Here is a 22,924-nt window from a genome sequence, read left to right on the forward strand (position 1 = left end):
ATGTCGCAAAAGATCGTAATTAAAACGACAGTTACATCCGTGCCGCAAGGGCAAACCGAAGGTGTTCGCTATCAATGGCATTGGCGTCGCATCGGTGGTGCAGCATTGGTGTTTTTGGGGGTGTCATCAGCACTTGCTTACTCGATTATTAACACCGTCAATGCTGATGAAGTGACGCCAGTGGTTATCAAACCTACGCGTCAGTTACCTGTTGATGAACCACAAACGAATGAGCCAGTTTTAGAAAGCCAGCCCGTCAGTGTATCCATGACTCAAGAATCACGGGAACCAGAACCAAGCGCTGAGCCAGCCTCCGTGTTAGTGGAAGAAACCGAGCCGGTCAATAGGCAATTCGAGGCTGAGGCTAATAGTGGGGAAGTGAGTGCTGCACTTGATGGCGAGCAACAAAAGCAGTTCGACGAAAGTGCTCAAGTTGCCAGCGTCGCGCTGGGTGCACAAATCGATACTCAACATGTGAGCAGGGCGGTGTTGACCACGGATATTGACAACCGTGAGCCCATCAATGTGCTAAAAGACATCGTTGATGAAAGCGAGTTTCAAGATAAATTATACTTTTTTACCGAAATTCACTTATTGCAAGACCGTGTGGTGTCGCACTTGTGGTTTCACCAAGATCAACTGATGGCTGAGGTTGAACTGGCGATCCACTCGAATCGTTACCGCACCTACTCAAGCAAAAATATTACTCCCAGCCAGACAGGAGAGTGGCGCGTAGAAGTGGTGACCGAGAGCGGTCAACTGTTGGCGCAAAAATCGTTTCGCATTGTAGATAATACGCAGTAAGCGTTGAAAAAAGGCAGATCATGACAGAACAAGTTTCGGTGTTGCGAATTGCAACAAGAAAAAGCGCTTTGGCATTGTGGCAGGCAGAGTTTGTAAAGGCAGAATTGGAAAAACATCATCCAGAACTCACCGTTGAGCTCGTGCCTATGTCTACTAAAGGTGACAAAATACTCGATACTCCGCTGGCTAAAATTGGGGGGAAAGGGCTATTTGTAAAAGAGCTGGAGCAAGCCATGTTAGAGGGACGAGCGGATATCGCTGTACATTCAATGAAAGACGTTCCTGTTGATTTTCCTGAAGGGCTAGAGCTGCACACCATCTGTGAGCGAGAAGACCCCAGAGATGCGTTTGTTTCCAATCACTTTCAATCTTTAGATGAATTGCCCAGCGGCGCGGTGGTCGGGACATCCAGTTTACGCCGTCAATGTCAGATCAAGGCGGCAAGACCTGACTTGGTTATTAAAGACTTGCGCGGCAATGTAAATACCCGTTTAGCGAAGTTAGATGAAGGGCAATTCGACGCTATTATCCTAGCTGCAGCTGGACTATTAAGGTTAGAAATGCCCGAACGCATCGCCAGCTTTATTGAACCCGAACAGTCTCTGCCGGCTAATGGCCAAGGCGCAGTAGGCATTGAATGCCGCAGTGATGATGCGCAAACTAAAGCGTACCTCGCACCACTTGAACACTTTGAAACCCGTGTACGGGTATTAGCAGAGCGAGCCATGAACAGGCGCTTAGAAGGTGGCTGTCAGGTACCAATCGGCGCTTATGCAGAAGTAAAAGATGAAACCTTACATTTAAGAGGCCTAGTTGGAGCGGTTGATGGTAGCAAGATATTGACCAGTGAATGTCGCGGTCATGTTGAGAATGCTGAGCAATTAGGCATTGAATTAGCTGAATCACTGCTGTCACAAGGCGCCGATGCTATCCTTGCAGAAGTATACCGAGACGCCTAATGAACATTGCGCTAACTCGACCTGCGGGTAAATCAGAATCATTGGCTGAAACTTTAGAGCAACAGCATGTTGGCACCGTGATAACACCAGTGCTTACTTTAGAGCCAGTTACGGTTTCACAAGCTGCTTTGGATGTTGTGCCTGAGGCCGAGATAGCCATTTTCATTTCCGCTGATGCGGTAAAGTACTTTAAAGCTTGTGGTGCAAGCCTTTCAAAAGACTGTGCGCTTTTTGCTGTTGGGGCGAAAACAGCCAGTACAATTAACACTGAGTTAAATCGTAAGGCGATCTTTGCTAAGCAGGCAGATTCAGAAGGTCTACTTGCGTTGCCTGGTCTTCAACAGGTTGAGGGTAAGCGCTTACTGTTGATAAAGGGTAAGGGCGGAAGAGGGTTAATTGCCAGTACGTTAAAAGCAAACGGTGCGATTGTCGACAGCTTGATTGTGTATCAGCGAAATGCCTCTGAAGCAAATGCGGATGTCTGGTTAGACCACTGGCGAAGTAAGCAGATTGACGGTATAGTCATTACCAGTAACAGTGCCGCCGATGCCATTTTTGCAAGCGATAAGCCGTCGTTACAACAATGGCTTGCGACTCGTCACTTTTTTGTTGTAAGTCAACGTGTCGCGGAACACTTAAACAGCCAATATAACATTAGTCAGTCGAATATCTCCGTGAGTGAAGGAGCGGATAACCGCGCATTACAGGAGTGTATTGTCGATTATATTAACCAGCAAGGTAGCCAGATGACGGACGCAAAGCAAACTTCTCAGCCTGAAGCTAAGGCGCAAACAACGGTAGAACAACCCGTAATTGAGCCACCTGTCGTTTATCGTGACCCTAAAATCAGTAAAACGGCCGTGCTAGCCTTATTGCTGGCAATAGGCAGCGGAGTTGGTGCTGGTTTTGTCTTCATGCAACAGCAACAATTTATTGCGCAACTAGCGCTGACCAACAAAGCAACTCAGTCAGAAAACCAATTATTACGAACCCAGCTAAGTGATGCGACCAGCCGGATTCAGACATTGGATAGTAAGCTGGAAAAAGCGTTAGATACGGTTAAAGGACAACTAGAAGCGCAGAGTCAACAAGTTAAACATGATCTAGCGAATGCGCTAGCGAAAAACCAACAGCAAGTCAGTGGTGCGTTTGCGTCTGAATTGCTGTATTTACAGCGCCTTGCGGCTTTTAAAGTGAATGCTGAGCGAGATTATCAAGGTGCGATAGCTATTTTACAGCGAATCGCAGAAGTACTTGAAAACGAAGCGGATGTGACAGTGGTGCAACAGGCTGTTGCAGCTGATATTGCGGCATTGCAGGCGTTACCCAAGCCACAAACGGAAGTTATCTATCTGCAACTACACGGTTTATTGGAACAAGCGCCAAGCTTAGCTATTCGTCAGTTACAAATACCAGAGCCGAAAGCGCAAACTAAAGAGCCATTGTCGTCAGATATGGCTGATTGGAAAGCAAACCTCCAACGGTCGTGGCAGAAATTGGCTGATGACTTTATTCGCATTAGACGACATGATTCAGCGGTAATCGATCCACTGTTAGATGAAACCGAGTTGCAGCTTATTCGGACACAGTTAAATAGCTATCTGACGCAGGCACAAACCGCTCTAATGGATAATCAGGCGAGCATCTTTTTTGCTGCCATTTCTAGTGCTCACCAGCTGCTTACACAGCACTATGAGTTACAAAATACGGCAGTAAAAGAGGCACTTACGACACTGCAACAACTAGAACGTAACGAATTACTGCGCAGTGAAAACATCGAGTTACAAACCCCCAAAGCGCTTAAAGGGTGGTTGAAATGATTGCGAAAATACTCACTTTCGTCATTATCTTAGTGGCACTGGCTGCGGGTCATTTATTAATAGATGAAAAAGGCTACGTGCTGATCGCGTTTAATCAAACCACGATAGAAGGCACCATCGTGGCGTTTGTTATCATGCTGTTTTTGCTGTTTGTAGTGACCGCATTGGTTTGGAAAGCGACAAAATGGCTGTGGCGCAGCTACGTTAGTACCAAAGGTCACTTTTCTAGAAAACGTCAGTTGCGTGCAGATGCAGCATGGCATGATGCGCTATGGTCGCTGCTTAATGATGATGTTACTCAAGCCCATGCGAGGCTAGCTCAAGTTAAACAGCCTGAGTCGCGTGACGACTTTGTTAAAGCGATCAAAGCCAAAGCCGCTTTGCAGCGTGGTGACAACACATTGGCTTGCACCGAGTTAGAAACCATTTCTGCACCGAACCAAAGTCAACTTTCTACGCTGTGGCTACAGGTGAATAATGGTGAGCAGGCGTTAACCTTATTAGATGATAAGATGGCGCAGAAAAAGCCTGCTGAGTCGGTTATTGCCAGCTATATTCGTGCCCAAGTTCAAAGTGAACAACCTGAAGCGGCAGTTGAAACCGTGATCAAATGGCATAAAAAACTTTCTTGGAACGACGCGCAGTGGCAGGAACTGTTTACCACTATTTTCTCATCTCCAAAAGCGCCTGCCGATGCTTTGTTTGACAGGCTACCGAAGGTTTTGAAAAGCCAAGTTCATCCTGCATTGCTAAACGCCAAGCTGGCAAATGGTAAATTAGCGGAAGTCGCTGATGAGCTGAAGAAGTTATTGAAAAAAGGGCAATACCATCAGTTGTCTGATTACCTATCACACACCGTAAACAGTGATAATGACTTAAAGATGGCAGTACAACAGCAGTTGAAAAAACAGCCAGAGCAACCCGATCTATTATTTGCACTTGCCTGTCTAAGCAATGCGGAAGGGGATCATGCGTTAGCCGCAAAAATCTTTGATTCATTAAGTGCACATCAGAGTTGGCAAGACCGGTGGAGCCAGCAAGCTCAACTTGCCTATGAAAAAACCGCTGAGTTTGAGAAAGCGTATTTAATCGCAAAATCTTAAAAGAGGCCCGCAATCGCGGGCTTTTTTGGGCTTAAACCTTTACTAGAGCCATTGCTATACTGACTACAGCGTACTTTGATAACCAGACATTGGTCCTTGAATAATCGATTTAAGTGCGTATGATCCCAAAAATTTTATCTGTGAGCCGAGGATCTTATGATCAATACAACACTACCTTTGCTAGATTTACACCGCCACTTAGATGGTAACGTACGAGCGAGTACGATTTTAGAACTTGGCCAGCAGTTTAATATGGAGTTACCTGCACAGGATATTGAAGGCCTTCGGCCTTATGTTCAAGTGCTTGACAACGCACCTAACCTAATGGCTTTTCTAGCAAAGTTAGATTGGGGCGTGAAAGTCTTGGGCGACTACGACGCCTGCCGTCGCATTGCTGTCGAAAATGTTGAAGATGCCATCGGGCAAGGCATCGATTATACCGAATTGCGTTTTAGCCCTTATTACATGGCGCAAGCACACAACCTGCACCCGCAAGGTGTGGTTGAGGCTGTCATTGATGGTGTGCAATCTGCAAGCCAAGGCCGTGACATTAAAGTGAACTTAATCGGTATTATGTCGCGCACCTTTGGTGTAGAAAAGTGCCAATATGAGTTGGATGCCTTGCTGGCACATCGTGAAAGTTTAGTGGCGGTCGACTTGGCGGGAGATGAAATAGGCCAGCCGGGTGAGCGTTTTATTTCTCATTTTAATCAAGTTAGAGATGCTTATCTTGGTGTTACAATTCATGCCGGAGAAGCGAAAGGTGCAAGCAGCATTTGGCAAGCCATTAATGAATTGGGGGCAACGCGTATTGGCCACGGCGTGAAAGCCATTGAAGATCCTAAGTTGATGGATTACCTGCGTGACCACAAAATCGGCATTGAGTCATGCTTAACCAGTAATATTCAAACCAGTACAGTTCAGTCACTTGAGCAACACCCGCTTAAGCAGTTCCTTGCCCATGGTATCTTGGCGACCATTAATACTGACGATCCAGCAGTGCAAGGGATTGAGCTCATCAATGAATATGAAGTGGCTGCACCCGGTGCGGGATTAACAGCAGCGGATGTTTATCAAGCGCAGCGAAATGCCGTGGATATCGCCTTTTTGAGCGAGGGTGATAAACAAGCTCTGCTAAACAAAAAAGGCAGCTAACAATCAGGCCTTCAGCGAATGCATGAACACAAAGTTGTGCAGGGTTAACTTGCACAACTTAAGTATAAAAGCTTAAGTGCTGAGACAATCTGGCTGCGAGTCACCAGTCCAATTACTTTGTTCTCCTCAACTACTGGGTAGACCTTCGGTTTATTTCCTAACATGGCTTCAGCCAAGTCAATCACTGTGTTATTTGGCTGAACAGATACGGCCGATTCCGACATTAACTCTGCCACAGTGACCTTACCATCACAAAAATAACTCGACTGTAGTAGTGGTTTTAGTAATTGCTGCTCTGAAATAAAGCCTAGTAAGTGTTTATTATTATCGACGACGGGGCTACCTATCAACTGGTATTGTTGTAATAAGCAAATAGCATCAGTGAGTTCTGTGTCTGGGGTGATAAAAGGTACTTCGGGCGACATGATGTCGCGGATATATAGCTGACTCATACACTTCTCCTAACGATCAAATGGCTGGCTAATTTTGATACTGAAAGAATAAAGCTGAGTTGTTTATTGGTAAAACGGATTAAATAAATCGAAGTTATTGCTTTTTTAGATTGGCAGAGTGATCTGCCAATCTAGCAAGGTTTATTTTATAAACGCAAATGCATCGGCGTACATGTACTCACGGCTTGCGCCATGTTCGATAAAGTCATCACGAACGATCCCGATCATATCGAAACGACCCGCCATATAGATGCTGTATGGTTCCAAAGAAACGATATCTTTCATGACCGCTTGGTGCACATAACCGGTATGGCCTTTCCAATCTTGGCCCGCATTTTCTACCACAGGAATAAACTGAAAGTGAGGCTGTTTTTCTGCCCATGCTTCCATTTCAGCCTTGGCGTATAGCGCAGACTCTTCTTTTACACCCCAGTAAAATAGTACCGGGCTGCTGTAGTTTATTTCGGCAAGGCGGTCAGCCATTGACTTTACATAAGAAAAGCCAGTACCGCCGGCTAACAATACAAGCGGACGAGCTTGTTCAGGGCGCAGCTGCGAAACACCTAAACCAACCTCTAAATCAACTAATTGCGCATTTTCATGTGCGGTACGTAAATGTTCAAGTGATTGCATGGCGTATGAGTCTGCACCAGAGGCACCGATGTGGAGTTCTAATTGTTCAGACTGAGATGGACTGCTGGCGATAGAAAATGCACGTTTATCTTTTTCGCCAAGTACCAGTTGTAGGTATTGGCCCGCTTCAAACTCTACGGCATGTTGTGGCTTTAAAATAACTTTAAATACAAATTCAGTGAGAGGCGTAATTGATGCGACCTCTGCTTTAAGTTGTTGCATGATTTACCTTCAGTTAAGCACTTGGCTAAAGTATGCGCACTCTATCATAGCAGCGTGCGCAATGTTAGATGATAATTGTCATTAAGACTTAGACATAATGCCTAAACTGTCCCAAATATCGTCAATACGCTGTTTAGTGTCTTGATCCATGACAATCGGTTCGCCCCATTCTCGGTCTGTTTCACCCGGCCACTTATTGGTCGCGTCCATTCCCATTTTAGAACCAAGACCAGATACAGGGGAAGCAAAATCTAAGTAGTCGATCGGAGTATTCTCGATCATGGTGGTGTCACGCGCTGGATCCATGCGGGTAGTAATGGCCCAGATCACATCATTCCAGTCTCTGGCATTGACATCATCATCACACACAATGACAAATTTGGTGTACATAAATTGCCTAAGGAATGACCAGACGCCCATCATTACGCGTTTCGCATGGCCCGGATATTGCTTTTTCATCGTTACCACGGCCATACGATACGAGCAGCCCTCTGGTGGTAAATAGAAATCCACAATCTCAGGAAACTGCTTTTGTAAAATAGGCACGAATACTTCGTTTAGCGCGACACCTAAAATAGCAGGTTCGTCAGGCGGACGGCCCGTATAGGTGCTGTGATAGATCGGCTCTTTGCGATGCGTGATATGGGTGACGGTCATGACCGGGAAATCATCAACCTCGTTGTAGTAACCGGTATGATCGCCATACGGCCCTTCAGGTGCGAGCTCGCCGGGTTGAATGTATCCTTCCAGTACAATCTCTGCGCTGGCAGGCACCTGAAGATCATTGGAAATAGATTTGACGACTTGGGTCTTGCTACCTCGAAGTAACCCGGCAAATGCATACTCGCTGAGCGTATCGGGGACCGGTGTCACAGCTCCTAGGATTGTGGCCGGATCAGCACCCAATGCCACGGAAACTGGATAAGGTTCCCCCGGATGTTCTTTACACCATTCTTGAAAGTCTAACGCGCCGCCTCGGTGTGATAACCAACGCATAATGATTTTGTTTTTGCCCAGTAGCTGCTGACGGTAAATGCCTAAATTTTGTCTCTTTTTATAGGGACCTTTGGTAACGGTTAGTCCCCAAGTGATGAGCGGCGCTGCATCACCTGGCCAGCAATGCTGAATCGGTAAACGGGTGAGGTCAACGTCATCACCGCGCAGTACAACTTCTTGGCAAGGAGCCTTTTTAACTTCTTTGGCTGGCATGTTAAGTACTTGCTTGAACACCGGGATTTGTCCGAGCGCTTCTTTGATCCCCTTTGGTGGTTCAGGCTCTTTGAGAAAAGCGAGTAGCTTTCCTACCTCTCTAAGCTCTGACACATCGCTCTGGCCCATGCCCATAGCGACTCGTTTCGGCGTTCCAAATAGGTTTGCGAGTACAGGAATATCAAACCCAATCGGGTTTTCAAATAAAATAGCGGGACCGCCTGCTCTGAGGGTGCGATCGGCAATTTCAGTCATCTCAAGTTTAGTTGAGATAGGTTGACTGACTCTCACCAGCTCACCTTGCTTTTCAAGTTGTGCGATAAAATCTCTAAGATCGTTGTATTTCATAAGCCGGACTAGAATTACATTTGCTCCAGTATATCAACTTGGGTTTTTTTTGACAGTGAGTGCGACGATCTGCTTGACTCGTTAATCAATAATCATTGTTATCTTTGATCTCCGTGCTTGTTTCAACACTTATTGGCGTGTATAAGAGGAATGAGTGTGCTTTATGACCTTGAAGTTTCAGCATGGGTGATGCCCTATACTGTAACAATATTCTTCAAGGAAGCTCACGCTGTGTGAGGGGGCGAATGTGAACAAAATAACTAAAATAACGCTGGCCTTGTTACTGCTTTTTCCTTTATTTGGTAAAGGGTTTGAGCTTTCCGAACAGGCGTTTTCTCAGCATAGTGCCGTAATGCTGATGATAGAGCCTGCAACGGGTAACATAATCAAGGCCAATCATGCAGCCGCAAAGTTCTATGGTTACAGCCAAGCTCAACTTGAAACGATGACCATCCAAACGATTAACCAGTTCAGTAAAGAACAGGTTGCCAATGAGCGTCAGGCCGCGCTGAATGAAGGGCGTAACTATTTTATCTTCCAGCACCAACTTGCTAACGGTCAGCTCAAAACAGTCAGTGTATATTCCACCCCCGTCCAGTACGAGCAACAAAAGCTACTTTGGTCAGTGATCAATGACATCAGCCAACAACGTCAACTGCAGCAAGAATTATGGCATTACCAAGCTAACCTTGAGCAGCAAGTGTTATTACAAACCGAAAAAATTAAACAAGCGACAACTGTACAAACTGTTCTACTAACGGCAATTATTGCTGTGCTTACGATTTCTATTGGCGCTATGCTGGTGATATTAGTCCGTTTAAGAAAAGCCAAACGGCGTTCACAAGCACAAGGCGCGAAACTGAGCGCTATTTTTCACGGTATTAGTGCCTATCTAATTTTTACTGATGAAAATCATCATGTTGTTAGTGTAAACAATGCTGTGACCAATGAGATTGCGCCATTTGCAGAGTTAAACGGACTGCTTATTTATGATCTCTTTGAAAATATTGATGTGGAGCAGTTATTGGAAGGTGAAGAAGTCGAAGGGCGGCTGGTGTTTCATCAACAGAATAAAGCCGTAAGGATTTCTTGTTCGGCAGTTTTTAGTCAGTCGCAAGTGAAGCTAGGCTACATCTATATGATCCATGATATTACCGATGAGTTAGCCCGGGCCAAAGAAGAGCGATTAGCTAGTACAGTGTTTGCTACAACCAGTGAGGGTGTGTTGGTCGCAGATTCAGATAACCGTATTCAAATGGTGAACCGCGCTTTTTCGGAAATTACTGGCTATGAACAGCATGAAGTTTTGGGGCAGACGCCTGCGCTATTAAATTCCGGTCGTCATGATGCGATCTTCTTTGAGCAGATGTATGAGGCGCTCAATGAAAGAGGGCGTTGGGAAGGTGAGGTTTGGAACAAGCGAAAGAATGGTGAAGTTTACCCAAGCTGGTTACAGGTTTCAGTGGTGTTCGATGAAGGCAATAACATCGAGATGTACGTAGCGTTATTTAGCGATATTACCTCTCGTAAGCAAAATGAACAGCTGATGTGGCAGCAAGCCAATTTTGACAGTCTAACGGGGTTGGCTAATCGACACCACTATCATGCTAAGTTTGAACTCGCCCTCAAAGAAGCACAAAAACGCGAAGAACGAGTAGCCATCTGCTTTATTGATCTAGATCGATTTAAGATTGTTAACGATACCCTTGGCCACCATATCGGTGATCTATTGTTAAAAGAGGCCGCGCTGCGCTTGAAAGAATGTGTTAGTAGTTCTGATACCGTTGCTCGACTAGGTGGTGATGAATTTGCGTTGTTATTGCAAGATATTGGCAGTATCAACAACTTAGAACATGTTGCAAGTAAGATCTTAAGGGCACTAGCGACCCCTTATCATCTTGAAGGTCACGAGGCCTATGTGTCAGGCAGCATGGGGATTACACTTTATCCTGATGATGGTCAGGACCGTAAAGCCTTGTTGCGCAACGCTGACAGTGCAATGTATAAAGCCAAAGAGCAAGGCAGAAACTGCTATCAGTTTTTTACCGCCGCGATGCACCAAACAGCTAAAGCTCGTAGCATGCTCGAAAGTGCGTTACATAAAGCCTTGGCAAATAGAGAGTTGTCATTAGTTTATCAGCCCATTTATGCCGGCAAAGCATATCGAGAATTACGAGGTTGTGAAGCGTTGTTACGATGGCACAGTGAATCTCTCGGTGCGGTGAGCCCTGAGCAGTTTATTCCCGTTTGCGAGGAATTGGGACTCATCATACCCGTTGGCGAGTGGGTGTTATACCAAGCTTGTTCGCAAGCTAAAGCGTGGCAACAGCTCTCAGCAAAAGATATATTTATTGCCGTTAATGTCTCTAGCATCCAGTTTAAGCGTCAAGACATGGTGGCACTAGTTAAACGTGTTTTAACAGATACGGGGTTACCCGCTCGGTTACTGACACTCGAAATTACCGAGTCAGTGTTAGTAGAAAACTCCGATAATATTCTAGCCCAGCTGAAAGCTTTAAGAGCCCTGGGTGTTGAATTGGCTATTGACGACTTTGGTACAGGTTATTCCTCACTTAGTTATCTAAAGCGATTTCCTTTGTCTAAGTTGAAAATCGACAGAGCGTTCATACGTGACTTACCAGATGATGACGAGGACAAAGCACTGGTTAGTGCGATAGTGTTGATGGCTCATCGATTACAGTTGAATGTGATAGCTGAGGGGGTTGAGTCTGTATCTCAGTTGCAGTTACTAGAGCAGTTAGAATGTGATTTTACGCAGGGCTTTTTCCATGCTAAGCCAATGAATAGTCACGATTTTGAAAACCAGCTCTTAGAACAAGCAAAGAGCTGTTAAAGCGAGCAGAGTTGTTGGTGGTGCTTGCATAGGGACTCTAGTGCCAATTTCGCTTTTGGATTTTGTTGCTCGCTGGACTTGTTAAACCAGTAACGTGCGGCGTTAAGATCTTGCGTACCACCTTCACCATCTCTGAACATGGTGGCCAAATTGTATTGAGCCCAAGAGCTACCACTTTTAGCGGCCATTAAAAATGTATCACGCGCTGCTTTTAAGTCGCCTTGATGATAGTAAAACAAGGCTTTTTGATTCATTTCTGAGATATTCGTACCTTTGTACGCATATTTGGGTTGTTTAGGAAAGCGCTGTTTCACTATTCCCCCCATCACATAGATATCAACTGGGCGATAAGCTTCAACTATGGTTTCATTATTCAAAAAGCGTGGAATTTGCTGCTTCGCTAACGTAAACGTTTCGGCTTTAAAATAATTGTCGATCATCAGTTTACTGACACGAATATCGTTACGCAGATCTCTAAGCTTGCGATAGGTAAAAGCGCCTTCTTTGAGCGTTATATGACTGTCATCGACATCTATCACTTGCATAATACGATATTGCGATTGGTATTGTTGTTGGGATAAATGTCCGAAATCTATAATGACGATATCATCAGTCTGAGGAGCTATCAGTATATCGTTAGTACGTTGTACTTTCTCTACACTTTGCAAATACATCAAACTCCCGGCACAACAAAGCCCTAGAAGTATAAACAGCCACTTGTGGCTGCTGACGAGATCAAAGGTAAAGTCATAAGATCGAATGAGCGTATTTTTTATAGTCATGGAGTTAAATGAATATTAAATTCTAAGTTCCTTTATTTACCACAGCCAATGTATCAGGCACAGCTTAATTAGCCAACTTCAAGGCAACATCTGTTTGCAAATTAGTATAAAATAGAGCAGATATTGGATAACAAGGTTTTCATGTGTCGATTTCTAGTTTTGCGCAACTAAATTTAAGCGAGCCGCTGTATGCTCGACTGTGTGATTTCAAATTTTTACTGCCCACACCTGTACAGGCGGCTTGTTTAGAGCCGGCACTGGCAGGCAAAGATCTTGTTGTCCAAGGTAAGACAGGCTCCGGTAAAACTCTGGCATTTGCCTTGACCATTCTTAATAAAATACAGTTTGAACAAACCGCGCCTCAAGCACTGGTGTTATGTCCGACTCGTGAGTTGGCTGAACAAGTGGCGACCGAGATAAAAAAACTAGCGGCCGCGATACCCAATATTAAGGTGCTTTCTTTATGCGGCGGTAATCCTATTGGGCCGCAAGTGAGTTCACTTTCACATGGGGCGCATATTGTTGTCGGCACACCGGGTCGAGTTGAAGAACATTTGTTCAAAGGAACTTTAGAACTGACTCAGGTTAACACTTTTGTGCTTGATGAAGCTGATCAAATGCTAGATATGGGGTTTGCTGAAACGCTTGAAAATATAGTGGTTTATTTACCAACTGAGCGCCAAAGTTTGATGTTTAGTGCCACCTATCCAGATAATATCTTGTCCTTGGCTGAGCGATTTATGCAACAGCCAGAACGCATTGAAGCAGAGCCGCAAACTTTAAATACCAGCATTAAGCAGACTTTCTACAAACTTGAGAATAACAAAATGCGTTTTAATGCCTTGAGGGTGTTGTTGATGCAGCACAAACCTCAGTCTTGTATCGTATTTTGTAATACCAAAGTTGAAGCGAAACGGTTATATGAAGAGCTTAGACAAACTGGACTGAGTTGCGTGGAGCTACATGGAGATCTAGATCAAGGTGAGCGGGAGTGGTCGATTCTTACCTTTGCGAATAAAAGCGCCAATATTTTAGTGGCAACTGATGTTGCAGCTAGAGGGTTAGATATTGAAGAAGTTGAGTTAGTTGTAAACTACCATTTAGCACTGGACCCACAAACGCATGTGCATCGCGTGGGGCGTACGGGTCGAGCCCAAAATAAAGGCATTGCGTTATCTTTATTTGGCGAAAAGGAGCAATTTAGGGTTCAGCAGCTTGAGCAAATTTACGACACCACATTTAAACTCGGGGTGTTACCTGGTAAGGCGCTACTCGATAAACCAGCTTATAAATCCAATATGGTCACCCTTATGATCGAGGGAGGAAAGCAGCAGAAGTTACGTAAAGGGGATATTGTTGGTTGTTTGACCGGAGAGGAAGGAATTGGCTTTTCCCAGATCGGTAATATTAACCTCTATGATGTACAAGCTTTTGTTGCGGTGAAAAGAGAGGCGGTTAAACCTGCCCTAAGAAAGCTCAATAACAGCAAAATCAAGGGCAAGCGCTTCAAAGCAATACGTGCTTAAAGCGAACAGTGCCTGCATATTTGCAATGTTAGAGTGCCAAAGTTCTTAAAATATTGTATTCCATCTGTAATTTTTTGAACTCAGTCTCGCAGCCTTGTCTATCAGGGTGATGAGCTAGTGCCATTTTATGCCATTTTTTACTCAGTGTGGCGCGGTCAAATGGCTCAGATAGTTGCCACTTTGCTATCAGAGTGCGTTGTTCTGATTTCGTTATCGATGGCGAAGCGCCGTGTGCGCTTCGAGTAAAGTTTAGCCAAAAGCTTTCCAATAAATACTGCACTTCTTCTGCGCTGGTTTCATAGTTGTCCCAATTTAAATAATACTCTTTAAGTGGATCTGGTTTCATTATCGGCAGGGAGTGAAGCGGCTTAGTGTCCAGCTTGATATTTAACGCGCTGACTTGCAGTAACTGTCCTACTTGATATAACTCATTTTGCAATTGATAAAGCGCATTCATAATCAAAAAGTTACGCTTAAACAAGTTTTTGTTTTCATCCGCATCTAACTTTGGTAACAAATCAGCCGCTAACAAATCAGCCGCTAAGGTATGTACTTTGAGCGTGTCGTGATAGCAAAGTTGTTGAAAAATAGCCTCTTGTATCGGATTGAACATTGTCGCCTCATTTTTCTTAGTGTATCTTCACAGTATCACTTCTAATCGATTTAGCGCAAACAGGAGCACGGATGAAACACCTTGGGCATGTATTACGTACGGTAATGCTTGTTGGCGTCCTGTTTTCTACACCAATGTCTTTCGCGACTGAGCTCCAAGACGCCCCACCACTAGATGAACTTATGACTGAGCTGCAAAAGGCAGGCATATGGCAAAAACAAAAAGTGTTAGCAAAGGTGTGGCTTGGCAGTTTTGAGTTTTCGGTTGAAGATAAAATTAAGCTACTAGATACCTTAAGTAAATCGGCTTTTGCTGCGGGCAATTATAAAGATGCTATTGATTTTTTGACTCAGCAAGGGGAGCTTGTAGAGCATGACCGGTTGGGAGATCCATACTTCAACGTTGTGCGGCGTTTGGGGATTGGTAATTATTATTTAGGTCAATATCAGCAAGCGATAAACCATTACAGAGTTGCGCTGTCTCTAGCAAGGCAGCGGGACAATATGTTAGAAATTGCTCATATTCACAATAATATTGGCTTGGCATATCAGAAAAAAAACACGTTACAGCGTTCACTCGCGCACTTTGTAGAAGCGGATGAAATCTACCAGAAATATGGTGATGAACAAGACAAAGCCGATATTCTGCTTAATCTTGCAGGCGTCTACATGAAACAAGGTGATTTTCCTAATGCCGAGAAAATGCTCAATACCGCAGCAACCGCTTTTACTAAATTAAATGATGGTTATAGTTTGGCTCTAAGTCAATCGACGTTAGGTGTGCTTTATACAAGCACTAGTCGGCATGAACAAGCCAGAGAATCATATCGAAAATCGATCAGCTACTTTGAATCAACCAACGACTTATTTCATTTATCCAGTGATTACACAAACCTCGCGCGACTTAATTTTTCCGGCAATGATTTGGAAAATGCTGAAAAGGCTGCGAACTTTGCTTTTTACTATGCTGAGAAAATCCAAAGTCCACCGAATATCTTAGGGGCAAAAACCATTCTGGCGAGAGTTGCCTTTGCTAAGGGAGAATTAGCGTTATCAAAGTCTCTAGCAGAAGAAGGGCTGGCTTTGAGTAAGGAGCTGGGTTCGAAAGAAGATACTTTTGTTTTACTTGGTATGCTTGGTTTAATTGAAGCAGCATCCGGCAATTTTGAACAGGCACAGAAATATTTAACCAAGCAGATTACGCATGAGCAGAAGAGGTTAAACTTGGGCGTAATGAAAGAACTCAAGGAATATAGAGCAAAATATGAGGCAAGTGAGTTAAGCCGTGAAGTTGAGTCATTAAAGCAAGAGCAAAGACTGCAGGCTGTGAAAGAGCAACAAAAAATGCAAATGCTGTCGTTGGTTGCAGTGCTCATCTTACTGTCGGTAATTACTACATTTGCGATATATAGGCGTAGCATTGAACGAAAAGCGAAGCTTGAACTCAGTGAAAAAGTAGCCGTTCGTACCGCAGAGCTACAAAAAACAGCGGATGAATTAAGAGAAGCACATAACATAAAAAGTCGCTTTTTAGCGAACATGAGCCATGAAATCAGAACGCCACTGACAGCGATTATTGGCCATACAGAAGATCTGTTGAGCAATGAACCGTTATCAACAGTAGCCAGTTCTGGATTACAAGTCATTCAGAATCAAGGGATTCATCTTAAAGAGCTGGTAAATGACATTCTTGATTTAAGCCGGATAGAAGCACATAAATTGACCCTAGAGCCGGCTGATTTCCTTGTTGCAACGTTAATGGGCGATTTACGAAGTATGTTCCATCAAGCCGCACTTCAAAAAGGGCTTGAGTTTAGAGTGGAAAATTATCTGCCTGATGGAGTGAGCGTTAAACTCGATTTCGTACGAGTTAAGCAAATACTGATTAACTTGCTCAGCAATGCGATTAAATTTACCAGTAGCGGTTACGTAGCTATTTCGGTTTCAGAACATAAAAGTGGTTTGCAGTTTACCGTGACAGACACAGGGATTGGCATTGATAGACAACAGGTCAACAGAATCTTCGAGTACTTTCAACAAGCCGACAACAGTATCACTAGGCGATTTGGTGGCTCAGGATTGGGGCTCAGTTTATCACATCAACTGGCGGAAATGATGTGTGGCCAAATAGGTGTTAGCAGTGAGCTAGGAGTGGGTAGCGAGTTTAGTTTTTATGTTCCTTGTAATTTATTGTTAGCAGAGACTACTGTTGAAGAACTACAGATAAACTCCGATACGGGGCTTTTCTGTGGGGAAGTTCTGTTGGTTGAAGACCATCCGGACAATCGCCAATTGTTCACCCGCATGTTAGAGCGACTGGGGGTTAAAGTCCTCGCTGTAGATAATGGCGCAGCTGCCGTTGAACGGTGTTTAAGCGACTTCCCTGATCTGGTATTGATGGATATCCAAATGCCAAAAATGGATGGTGTAGAGGCGTTGAGGATTATTCGAGAAGCTGGTTATGATGGGCCTGTGTATGCTCTTACGGCTAATGTACTCGCTCATGAGATCAAAAAGTATATGGATGCTGGCTTTACAGGACATATCGGTAAGCCAGTTAATAGCCAAGAGTTGCGTTCTATATTAGTGAAACATCTTTATATGGATCACATGCAACATGAAGAAAAGCTACACATAGATATGTCAGATCTGAAGTTAAGCTTCGCCAGTACTTTTGAGCAAGAACGCTACGCCCTAATTGACGCGTGGCAAGTGAAAGATTGGCAGAAGTTACAAGACATATGCCATAAGTTAGCGGGGGCAGCAGCTCTATTCGGTTATCAAGACCTTGCGAGTGTTACTAAAGCATTGGAAAAAGCTCTTAAAAACAAAGCAGAAAACCAATATCAATCTTTGTTTATCGCTGTATGTGATGAATTAAAAAGTGCCGATATGGCAGCTGAGCTAGAATAGTTCTACTTCACCTTTTTTCTCATTTTGCTCTGGTTCTTCGTGATTGTCATCAAGGTGGTGTAGTCTTGACACATCGCCTCTTGGAACATCATCTTCGGTAAAATCAGCAGCAATGAATAGTGACAGTTTCTCTTTGATACTGTGGGATAGTGCAATTAAATCTTTGTTTGAAACGGCTTGTATTTTGGTGCTAGACAGAGCATCGGAATTTAGCTCCACCATCGACTCTATGCTGGCTTGCGCGTCGTCGGAAGCTGACTTTTGTTCTCCAACAAGAGAATGAATTTCATGAGAAAGCTGATTTACCGCTACCATTGACTTTTCGATGGCATCAACCTCATTTGTTGATGCTTCACTTAGTGATACGGTGTTATCGGTTTCTATGAGGGCTGCTTGCATCAACTCGTGTACCGTGTCTGTTCCCGATTGAATCTTGGTTATCATCAAGCTGACTTCTTTGGTTGAGGCGCTGGTTCTGGCTGCTAAATTTCTCACTTCGTCAGCGACAACAGCAAACCCTCTACCTTGCTCGCCCGCTCTTGCAGCTTCAATTGCGGCATTCAAAGCCAGCAGATTGGTTTGCTCCGCGATGGAGTTGATAACTTCGATTACTGAGTTGATTTCAGAGCTGTCGGATTTCAACGTTTCAATCTGTTGACTGGTTCTTTTAATGTTATCGGCTAATTTAAGTAAGCTTTTTTGACTATTGTCGGTGTCAACACGTGTCTTTTTGACCGACGCTGTGGCTTTTTCCAGGGCGCTATAAATTTGCTCTAGGCTGTTTTCAAGAGTAGAAGAAACGGAGAGCATAGTTTGTATAGTTTCAGCAAGTTCTTTACCGTGGGTGTATTGTAGGGTGGCTTTTTGGGTCATAGAAGCGTAAGTGTCCCTAAGGTTATCAGCCATCGGATAGAGTCGAGCTGCAGAGGCATGAACTTCACCAATGATATGCTCGATGGTGGCTAAGCAGTCATTTATCGCTAAGCAAGGCTTGGGTATGCTGGGGTCGTTTTCATCAAAGCGATAAGTTAAATCAATACCTTTTCCCGTGATGAAATCGTGGATAAAGCCATCTAAATGATGAGTTGTATTTAGTTTGTTTCTGAATATTAGCGTCAATGAAATGGTGCTGAACAGCAGAGCGCCGATTATTGACAGTGCAAGTGATAGTGGCGCAGAAAACACCGCGAGCAACAGCCCAGATAAAACAATATTAACTGACGTGATTATTATGATAAGACGAATTGGTGACATTTAAAATCCCGTAAGAAAATAGCTCCTCGACTCATGGTTATAGTGCAAATCCATTTAATTTCCCAATTTTTAGCAATAAAAAAGCCAGCAAATGCTGGCTTTTTTTTAATTTTAATAGTTACTTACGACGCATGGAGTCAAAAAACTCATCATTGGTTTTACTCATTGATAATTTATCAATTAGGAATTCCATTGCATCTATTTCACTCATTTCGTGTACGATCTTTCGCAAGATCCACATTTTCTGTAGTTCATCCGTTTTGGTTAATAGCTCTTCGCGGCGAGTTCCTGAGCGGTTAAAATCAATCGCTGGGAATACGCGCTTTTCAGCAATCTTACGGTTAAGATGAAGCTCCATATTACCGGTACCTTTAAACTCTTCGTAGATGACTTCATCCATTTTTGAGCCGGTATCGATAAGTGCAGTAGCGATAATAGTTAAACTACCCCCTTCTTCAACATTACGTGCAGCACCAAAGAAACGCTTTGGTTTGTGTAATGCATTAGCATCAACACCACCAGTTAGTACTTTGCCTGAAGATGGAATAACGGTGTTATATGCTCTTGCGAGACGTGTAATAGAGTCAAGCAGAATTACTACATCCTTTTTATGCTCAACTAGACGTTTCGCTTTTTCAATCACCATTTCGGCAACTTGCACATGACGGTTAGCTGGTTCGTCAAAAGTTGAAGCGATAACTTCACCTTGCACTAGACGTTGCATTTCAGTTACTTCTTCAGGACGTTCGTCGATAAGAAGTACCATCAATGTTGCATCTGGATTGTTGTAGGTAATCGACTGCGCGATGTTCTGCAACAGCATTGTTTTACCTGCTTTTGGCGGGGCAACGATAAGCGCACGTTGACCTTTACCGATAGGTGATGCCAGATCGAGAACACGTGCAGTAATGTCTTCAGTACTACCGTTACCACGCTCCATAACTAATCGTTCGTTAGCATGGATAGGTGTTAAGTTTTCGAACAAGATTTTAGTACGAGAGTTTTCTGGCTTATCAAAGTTGACTTCGTTCACTTTCAACAGCGCAAAATAACGTTCACCATCTTTGGGAGGTCTAATTAAGCCGCTGATAGTATCGCCGGTGCGTAGGCTAAAACGTCGGATCTGGCTTGGTGATACATAAATATCATCGGGACCTGCCAAGTAAGATGCTTCCGACGAACGTAAAAAGCCAAAGCCGTCTTGAAGAATTTCTAAAACACCGCCGCCAAAAATATTCTCACCGCTTTTCGCATGAGCTTTAAGGATCGCAAAGATAATATCTTGTTTTCTTAGACGGGCTACGTTTTCAAGTCCCATGGACTCGGCAAGTTTTACAAGTTCATTGATAGACTTGTCTTTTAATTCGCGTAAATGCATATTGGTGGGTTCTTTGTTACAGTTGTCAACCTCGTGGGTATCACGAGAGGGATTGAATTGCTTAAGATTACTAAAGGTTTGTGGGTTAATAAGTTAGCAGTTAGGCGGCGAGCCGTCCAGTGTTTATACAAATTTAATTGTATATTAATGTGAAAATTTCAACTGGAGCCACAAAACTAGTGCTGTTTTGCGGCTCCAACATGATGATTAGATGTTGTTTTCTAGGAACTCAACCAGCTGAGTTTTAGAAAGTGCACCTACTTTAGTGGCAGCAACAGCGCCATCTTTAAATAGTAAAAGTGTTGGGATACCACGAATACCAAACTTTGGTGGTGTACCTGAGTTCTGATCAATATTTAATTTACCAATGGTCACTCGGCCGTCGAATTCAGCTGCTACTTCATCCAGAATTGGTGCAATCATTTTACAAGGACCACACCACTCAGCCCAAAAATCAACTAGTACTGGTTGCTCTGATTTCAATACATCAGCTTCGAAACTGTCATCGGTTAATTGAATAATTTTGTCGCTCATTACGCTCTCCGTTAGAATTAGGCGAAATATTTAATGCGTATTTAAACACTCTTGTTTCTTATTGCAAGTTTAAACGTTATGCTTTATCGCTATGACTAAGACACATTTGACCAATAAAAAATTTTCTGACTTTGCGTTAGCTCCGGAGGTGGTCGCCGGATTGAAAGAGAGTGGCTTCGAATTCTGTACGCCAATCCAAGCAAAGTGCATTCCTTTTATCTGTGAAGGCCGTGATATTGCGGGCCAAGCGCAGACTGGTACGGGCAAAACTTTAGCGTTTTTGACCGCGACTTGTCATCGCCTCATGCAGACTAAACGGGAAGAAAAAACACATCCTCGTGCGATTATAATGGCACCGACTCGAGAGCTGGCAATCCAAATCCACAAAGATGCACAAGTTATTGCGCCGAGCTGTGGTCTTAACCTAGCTCTAGTATATGGTGGTGAGGATTACGAAAAACAACGGGCGCAACTCGAAAAAGGCGCTGATATCTTAATTGGCACCACTGGACGATTGATAGATTTCTACAAACAAGGTGCGTATAACCTCAATCAAATAGAAGTTGTGGTGCTTGATGAAGCCGATCGCATGTTTGACTTGGGCTTTATTAAAGACATACGTTATTTGTTCAATCGTATGCCTGGTAGAGAAGATCGTCTCAATCTACTGTTTTCTGCAACATTGTCATATCGTGTGCAAGAACTTGCGTTTGAACATATGACGAATCCAATTCACGTACAAATCGAGCCAGATGTGAAAACTGGTAAGCGGATTCAAGAAGAGCTTTTTCACCCCTCTAAAGAGGACAAAATACCTTTGTTGCTGACTCTGATTGAGGAAGAATGGCCAGAAAAAGCGATTATATTTGCCAATACTAAACATAGTTGTGAAAACGTCTATGAATGGTTGAAGGCGGATGGGCATCGTGTTGGGTTATTAACTGGTGATGTTAATCAGAAAAAACGCCAATCAATTTTAGCGCAATTTACCAAAGGTGATGTTGATCTTTTAGTGGCAACAGATGTTGCAGCGAGAGGGCTACACATCCCCCTAGTGAGTCATGTATTTAATTTTGATTTACCTGATGACAGAGAAGACTATGTGCATCGTATTGGTCGTACAGGTAGAGCGGGGGCGTCGGGACATGCAATTAGCTTTGCTTGTGAACAATATGCTTATAACTTACATGAAATCGAGACATATATAGAGCATGCCATCCCGGTGTCACACTATGATAAGACTGCGTTGCTAAATGATTTAAAAAGACCTCAAGCAAGGCGCAAAAGTGGCCCGCAAGGACATGGCAGACAACGTGGCAATCACCGAAGTGGTGGATATAAAAAGCCGCATCATAAGCAGTATCAGTAAGTCAGGTGGTAAGCGCTTGTAGCGTTTGATAGAGGTTCAAAAAGTGGCAAAAACTGCTTTAAAAGAAGATATTTACGCGGTTGTAGATTTAGGATCCAATAGTTTTCACATGCTTATCGCAAGGCATATTGCTGGCGGTATTCATACTATAGGTCGAGTAAAAAGGAAGGTAAGATTAGCCGCAGGACTTGACGAAGCAAATCACCTATCAAGAGAAGCAATGCAAAGAGGCTGGGAATGTTTAGCGCTCTTTGCCGAGCGTTTACAAGATATTCCCAACCAAAATGTCAGCATTGTTGCAACCGCGACTTTACGGCTTGCGACTAATTCTGCAACTTTCATTGCTAAAGCTGAAAAAATCCTCAACCATAAAATTAATGTGATCAGTGGCGAACTTGAAGCAGAGACAATTTACAAGGGTGTCGCACATACTTCGGCTTGTCAGGGTAAACAATTAGTTATCGATATTGGCGGCGCTAGTACAGAAGTGATCATAGGAAAAAGCTTTGATGCCTTGCTCTGTAGAAGCTTGAATATGGGTTGTGTGACGTACTTAGAAAGATACTTTGATGATGGCTTACTGAACGAAGCAAATTTTAATACCGCAATTAATGCTGCCAAATCGGTACTGGCACCAATCCGAGCACAGTATATCGATCTCGGATGGGAGTGGGCTGTTGGCGCGTCTGGCACAGTCCAGGCAATTCAAGAAATTTTTGCAGCAATGGGAGAAAGTGAACAACTCAACTTACAAAAGCTGCAAGAAATAAAGCACCAGGCAATAGCGTGTAAAACGATACAAGCGTTGTCTTTGCCTGGTCTAGTTGAAGAGCGCAGATTAGTGTTTGTATCAGGGTTGGCGATTTTGATTGCTATTTTTGAATCGTTGCAAGTTGAATCCATGGGGTTGGCTGGAGGTGCACTAAGAGAAGGTGTACTTTATAGCATGATCCCTGACTTCCAGTCGGTAGATATATGTAAGAGGACCCTTGATGGA

The 22,924-nt window shown here is 43.7% G+C and carries 18 protein-coding genes (1 of these 18 cut by a window edge); 10 read left to right on the forward strand and 8 right to left on the reverse strand.

Annotated features, from left to right (window positions below; translation table 11 throughout):
• The 5 genes from ACSLBF_RS00405 to add all read left to right on the forward strand — a co-directional run bounded on the left by ACSLBF_RS00405 (position 1) and on the right by add (position 5,841).
• A complete protein-coding gene (locus tag ACSLBF_RS00405) occupies positions 1 to 804 on the forward strand; it encodes a DUF2914 domain-containing protein (RefSeq protein ID WP_440054682.1) in 804 nt (267 codons plus the stop codon).
• Between the two features lie 20 nt (positions 805 to 824).
• Positions 825 to 1,763, forward strand: a complete 939-nt coding sequence (gene hemC / locus ACSLBF_RS00410; RefSeq protein WP_440054683.1) for a hydroxymethylbilane synthase — start codon at positions 825 to 827, stop codon at positions 1,761 to 1,763.
• On the forward strand, positions 1,763 to 3,583 hold the full coding sequence (locus ACSLBF_RS00415) for a uroporphyrinogen-III C-methyltransferase (RefSeq protein WP_440054684.1): 1,821 nt from the start codon (positions 1,763 to 1,765) through the stop codon (positions 3,581 to 3,583). The genes hemC and ACSLBF_RS00415 overlap by 1 nt, the downstream gene beginning before the upstream one ends.
• Positions 3,580 to 4,686: a heme biosynthesis HemY N-terminal domain-containing protein gene (locus tag ACSLBF_RS00420; protein ID WP_440054685.1), complete on the forward strand. Its 1,107-nt coding sequence runs from the start codon at positions 3,580 to 3,582 to the stop codon at positions 4,684 to 4,686. The genes ACSLBF_RS00415 and ACSLBF_RS00420 overlap by 4 nt, the downstream gene beginning before the upstream one ends.
• Before the next feature lie 156 nt (positions 4,687 to 4,842).
• Positions 4,843 to 5,841 (forward strand): adenosine deaminase, encoded by a 999-nt coding sequence (add, locus tag ACSLBF_RS00425; RefSeq protein WP_440054686.1) that lies wholly within the window; start codon positions 4,843 to 4,845, stop codon positions 5,839 to 5,841.
• Positions 5,842 to 5,885: 44 nt separating this feature from the next.
• Here the strand turns inward: add and ACSLBF_RS00430 are convergent, their stop codons facing one another.
• The 3 genes from ACSLBF_RS00430 to ubiD form a co-directional block, all read right to left on the reverse strand.
• Complete coding sequence (locus tag ACSLBF_RS00430) at positions 5,886 to 6,293, reverse strand: CBS domain-containing protein (protein ID WP_440054687.1); 408 nt, start codon at positions 6,291 to 6,293, stop codon at positions 5,886 to 5,888.
• Positions 6,294 to 6,434: 141 nt separating this feature from the next.
• On the reverse strand, positions 6,435 to 7,148 hold the full coding sequence (gene fre, locus ACSLBF_RS00435; RefSeq protein ID WP_440054688.1) for an NAD(P)H-flavin reductase: 714 nt from the start codon (positions 7,146 to 7,148) through the stop codon (positions 6,435 to 6,437).
• A gap of 81 nt (positions 7,149 to 7,229) precedes the next feature.
• A complete protein-coding gene (ubiD, locus tag ACSLBF_RS00440; RefSeq protein WP_440054689.1) occupies positions 7,230 to 8,705 on the reverse strand; it encodes a 4-hydroxy-3-polyprenylbenzoate decarboxylase in 1,476 nt (491 codons plus the stop codon).
• 247 nt (positions 8,706 to 8,952) lie between these two features.
• On the opposite strand from ubiD, the gene ACSLBF_RS00445 reads away from it, so the two are divergent.
• Positions 8,953 to 11,559, forward strand: a complete 2,607-nt coding sequence (locus ACSLBF_RS00445; protein ID WP_440054690.1) for an EAL domain-containing protein — start codon at positions 8,953 to 8,955, stop codon at positions 11,557 to 11,559.
• Here ACSLBF_RS00445 and ACSLBF_RS00450 read toward each other — a convergent pair.
• The gene (locus ACSLBF_RS00450; protein ID WP_440054691.1) at positions 11,556 to 12,233 is read right to left on the reverse strand and encodes a tetratricopeptide repeat protein; all 678 of its coding nucleotides are present in this window, start codon (positions 12,231 to 12,233) and stop codon (positions 11,556 to 11,558) included. The two genes, ACSLBF_RS00445 and ACSLBF_RS00450, sit on opposite strands and share 4 nt — an antisense overlap.
• A gap of 251 nt (positions 12,234 to 12,484) precedes the next feature.
• Here ACSLBF_RS00450 and dbpA point away from each other — a divergent pair, with 251 nt between their 5' ends.
• Entirely contained in the window at positions 12,485 to 13,867 is a 1,383-nt protein-coding gene (gene dbpA / locus ACSLBF_RS00455; RefSeq protein ID WP_440054692.1) for an ATP-dependent RNA helicase DbpA, read from the forward strand.
• A gap of 28 nt (positions 13,868 to 13,895) precedes the next feature.
• Here the strand turns inward: dbpA and ACSLBF_RS00460 are convergent, their stop codons facing one another.
• Positions 13,896 to 14,480: a DNA-J related domain-containing protein gene (locus ACSLBF_RS00460; protein WP_440054693.1), complete on the reverse strand. Its 585-nt coding sequence runs from the start codon at positions 14,478 to 14,480 to the stop codon at positions 13,896 to 13,898.
• Between the two features lie 71 nt (positions 14,481 to 14,551).
• Here ACSLBF_RS00460 and ACSLBF_RS00465 point away from each other — a divergent pair, with 71 nt between their 5' ends.
• Positions 14,552 to 17,392 carry a tetratricopeptide repeat protein gene (locus ACSLBF_RS00465; protein ID WP_440054694.1) on the forward strand — a complete coding sequence of 947 codons (2,841 nt, stop codon included), beginning with the start codon at positions 14,552 to 14,554 and terminating at the stop codon, positions 17,390 to 17,392.
• Here ACSLBF_RS00465 and ACSLBF_RS00470 read toward each other — a convergent pair.
• The 3 genes from ACSLBF_RS00470 to trxA form a co-directional block, all read right to left on the reverse strand.
• On the reverse strand, positions 17,384 to 18,646 hold the full coding sequence (locus tag ACSLBF_RS00470; RefSeq protein ID WP_440054695.1) for a methyl-accepting chemotaxis protein: 1,263 nt from the start codon (positions 18,644 to 18,646) through the stop codon (positions 17,384 to 17,386). The genes ACSLBF_RS00465 and ACSLBF_RS00470 overlap by 9 nt on opposite strands.
• 118 nt (positions 18,647 to 18,764) lie before the next feature.
• Complete coding sequence (gene rho / locus ACSLBF_RS00475; protein ID WP_440054696.1) at positions 18,765 to 20,024, reverse strand: transcription termination factor Rho; 1,260 nt, start codon at positions 20,022 to 20,024, stop codon at positions 18,765 to 18,767.
• 207 nt (positions 20,025 to 20,231) lie between these two features.
• A complete protein-coding gene (gene trxA / locus ACSLBF_RS00480) occupies positions 20,232 to 20,558 on the reverse strand; it encodes a thioredoxin TrxA (protein WP_440054697.1) in 327 nt (108 codons plus the stop codon).
• Positions 20,559 to 20,649: 91 nt separating this feature from the next.
• Here trxA and rhlB point away from each other — a divergent pair, with 91 nt between their 5' ends.
• Both rhlB and gppA read left to right on the forward strand, forming a co-directional pair.
• Positions 20,650 to 21,927 carry an ATP-dependent RNA helicase RhlB gene (gene rhlB / locus ACSLBF_RS00485; RefSeq protein WP_440054698.1) on the forward strand — a complete coding sequence of 426 codons (1,278 nt, stop codon included), beginning with the start codon at positions 20,650 to 20,652 and terminating at the stop codon, positions 21,925 to 21,927.
• Between the two features lie 43 nt (positions 21,928 to 21,970).
• Positions 21,971 to 22,924, forward strand: the 5' portion of a protein-coding gene (gene gppA, locus ACSLBF_RS00490; RefSeq protein ID WP_440054699.1) for a guanosine-5'-triphosphate,3'-diphosphate diphosphatase. It continues 555 nt past the right edge of the window; 954 of the gene's 1,509 nt are visible here — the first part of the coding sequence; it begins with the start codon at positions 21,971 to 21,973; its stop codon lies beyond the right edge, outside the window.

This window comes from Pseudoalteromonas sp. T1lg65, assembly GCF_051930985.1.
In the GTDB taxonomy this organism is placed as follows: domain Bacteria; phylum Pseudomonadota; class Gammaproteobacteria; order Enterobacterales; family Alteromonadaceae; genus Pseudoalteromonas.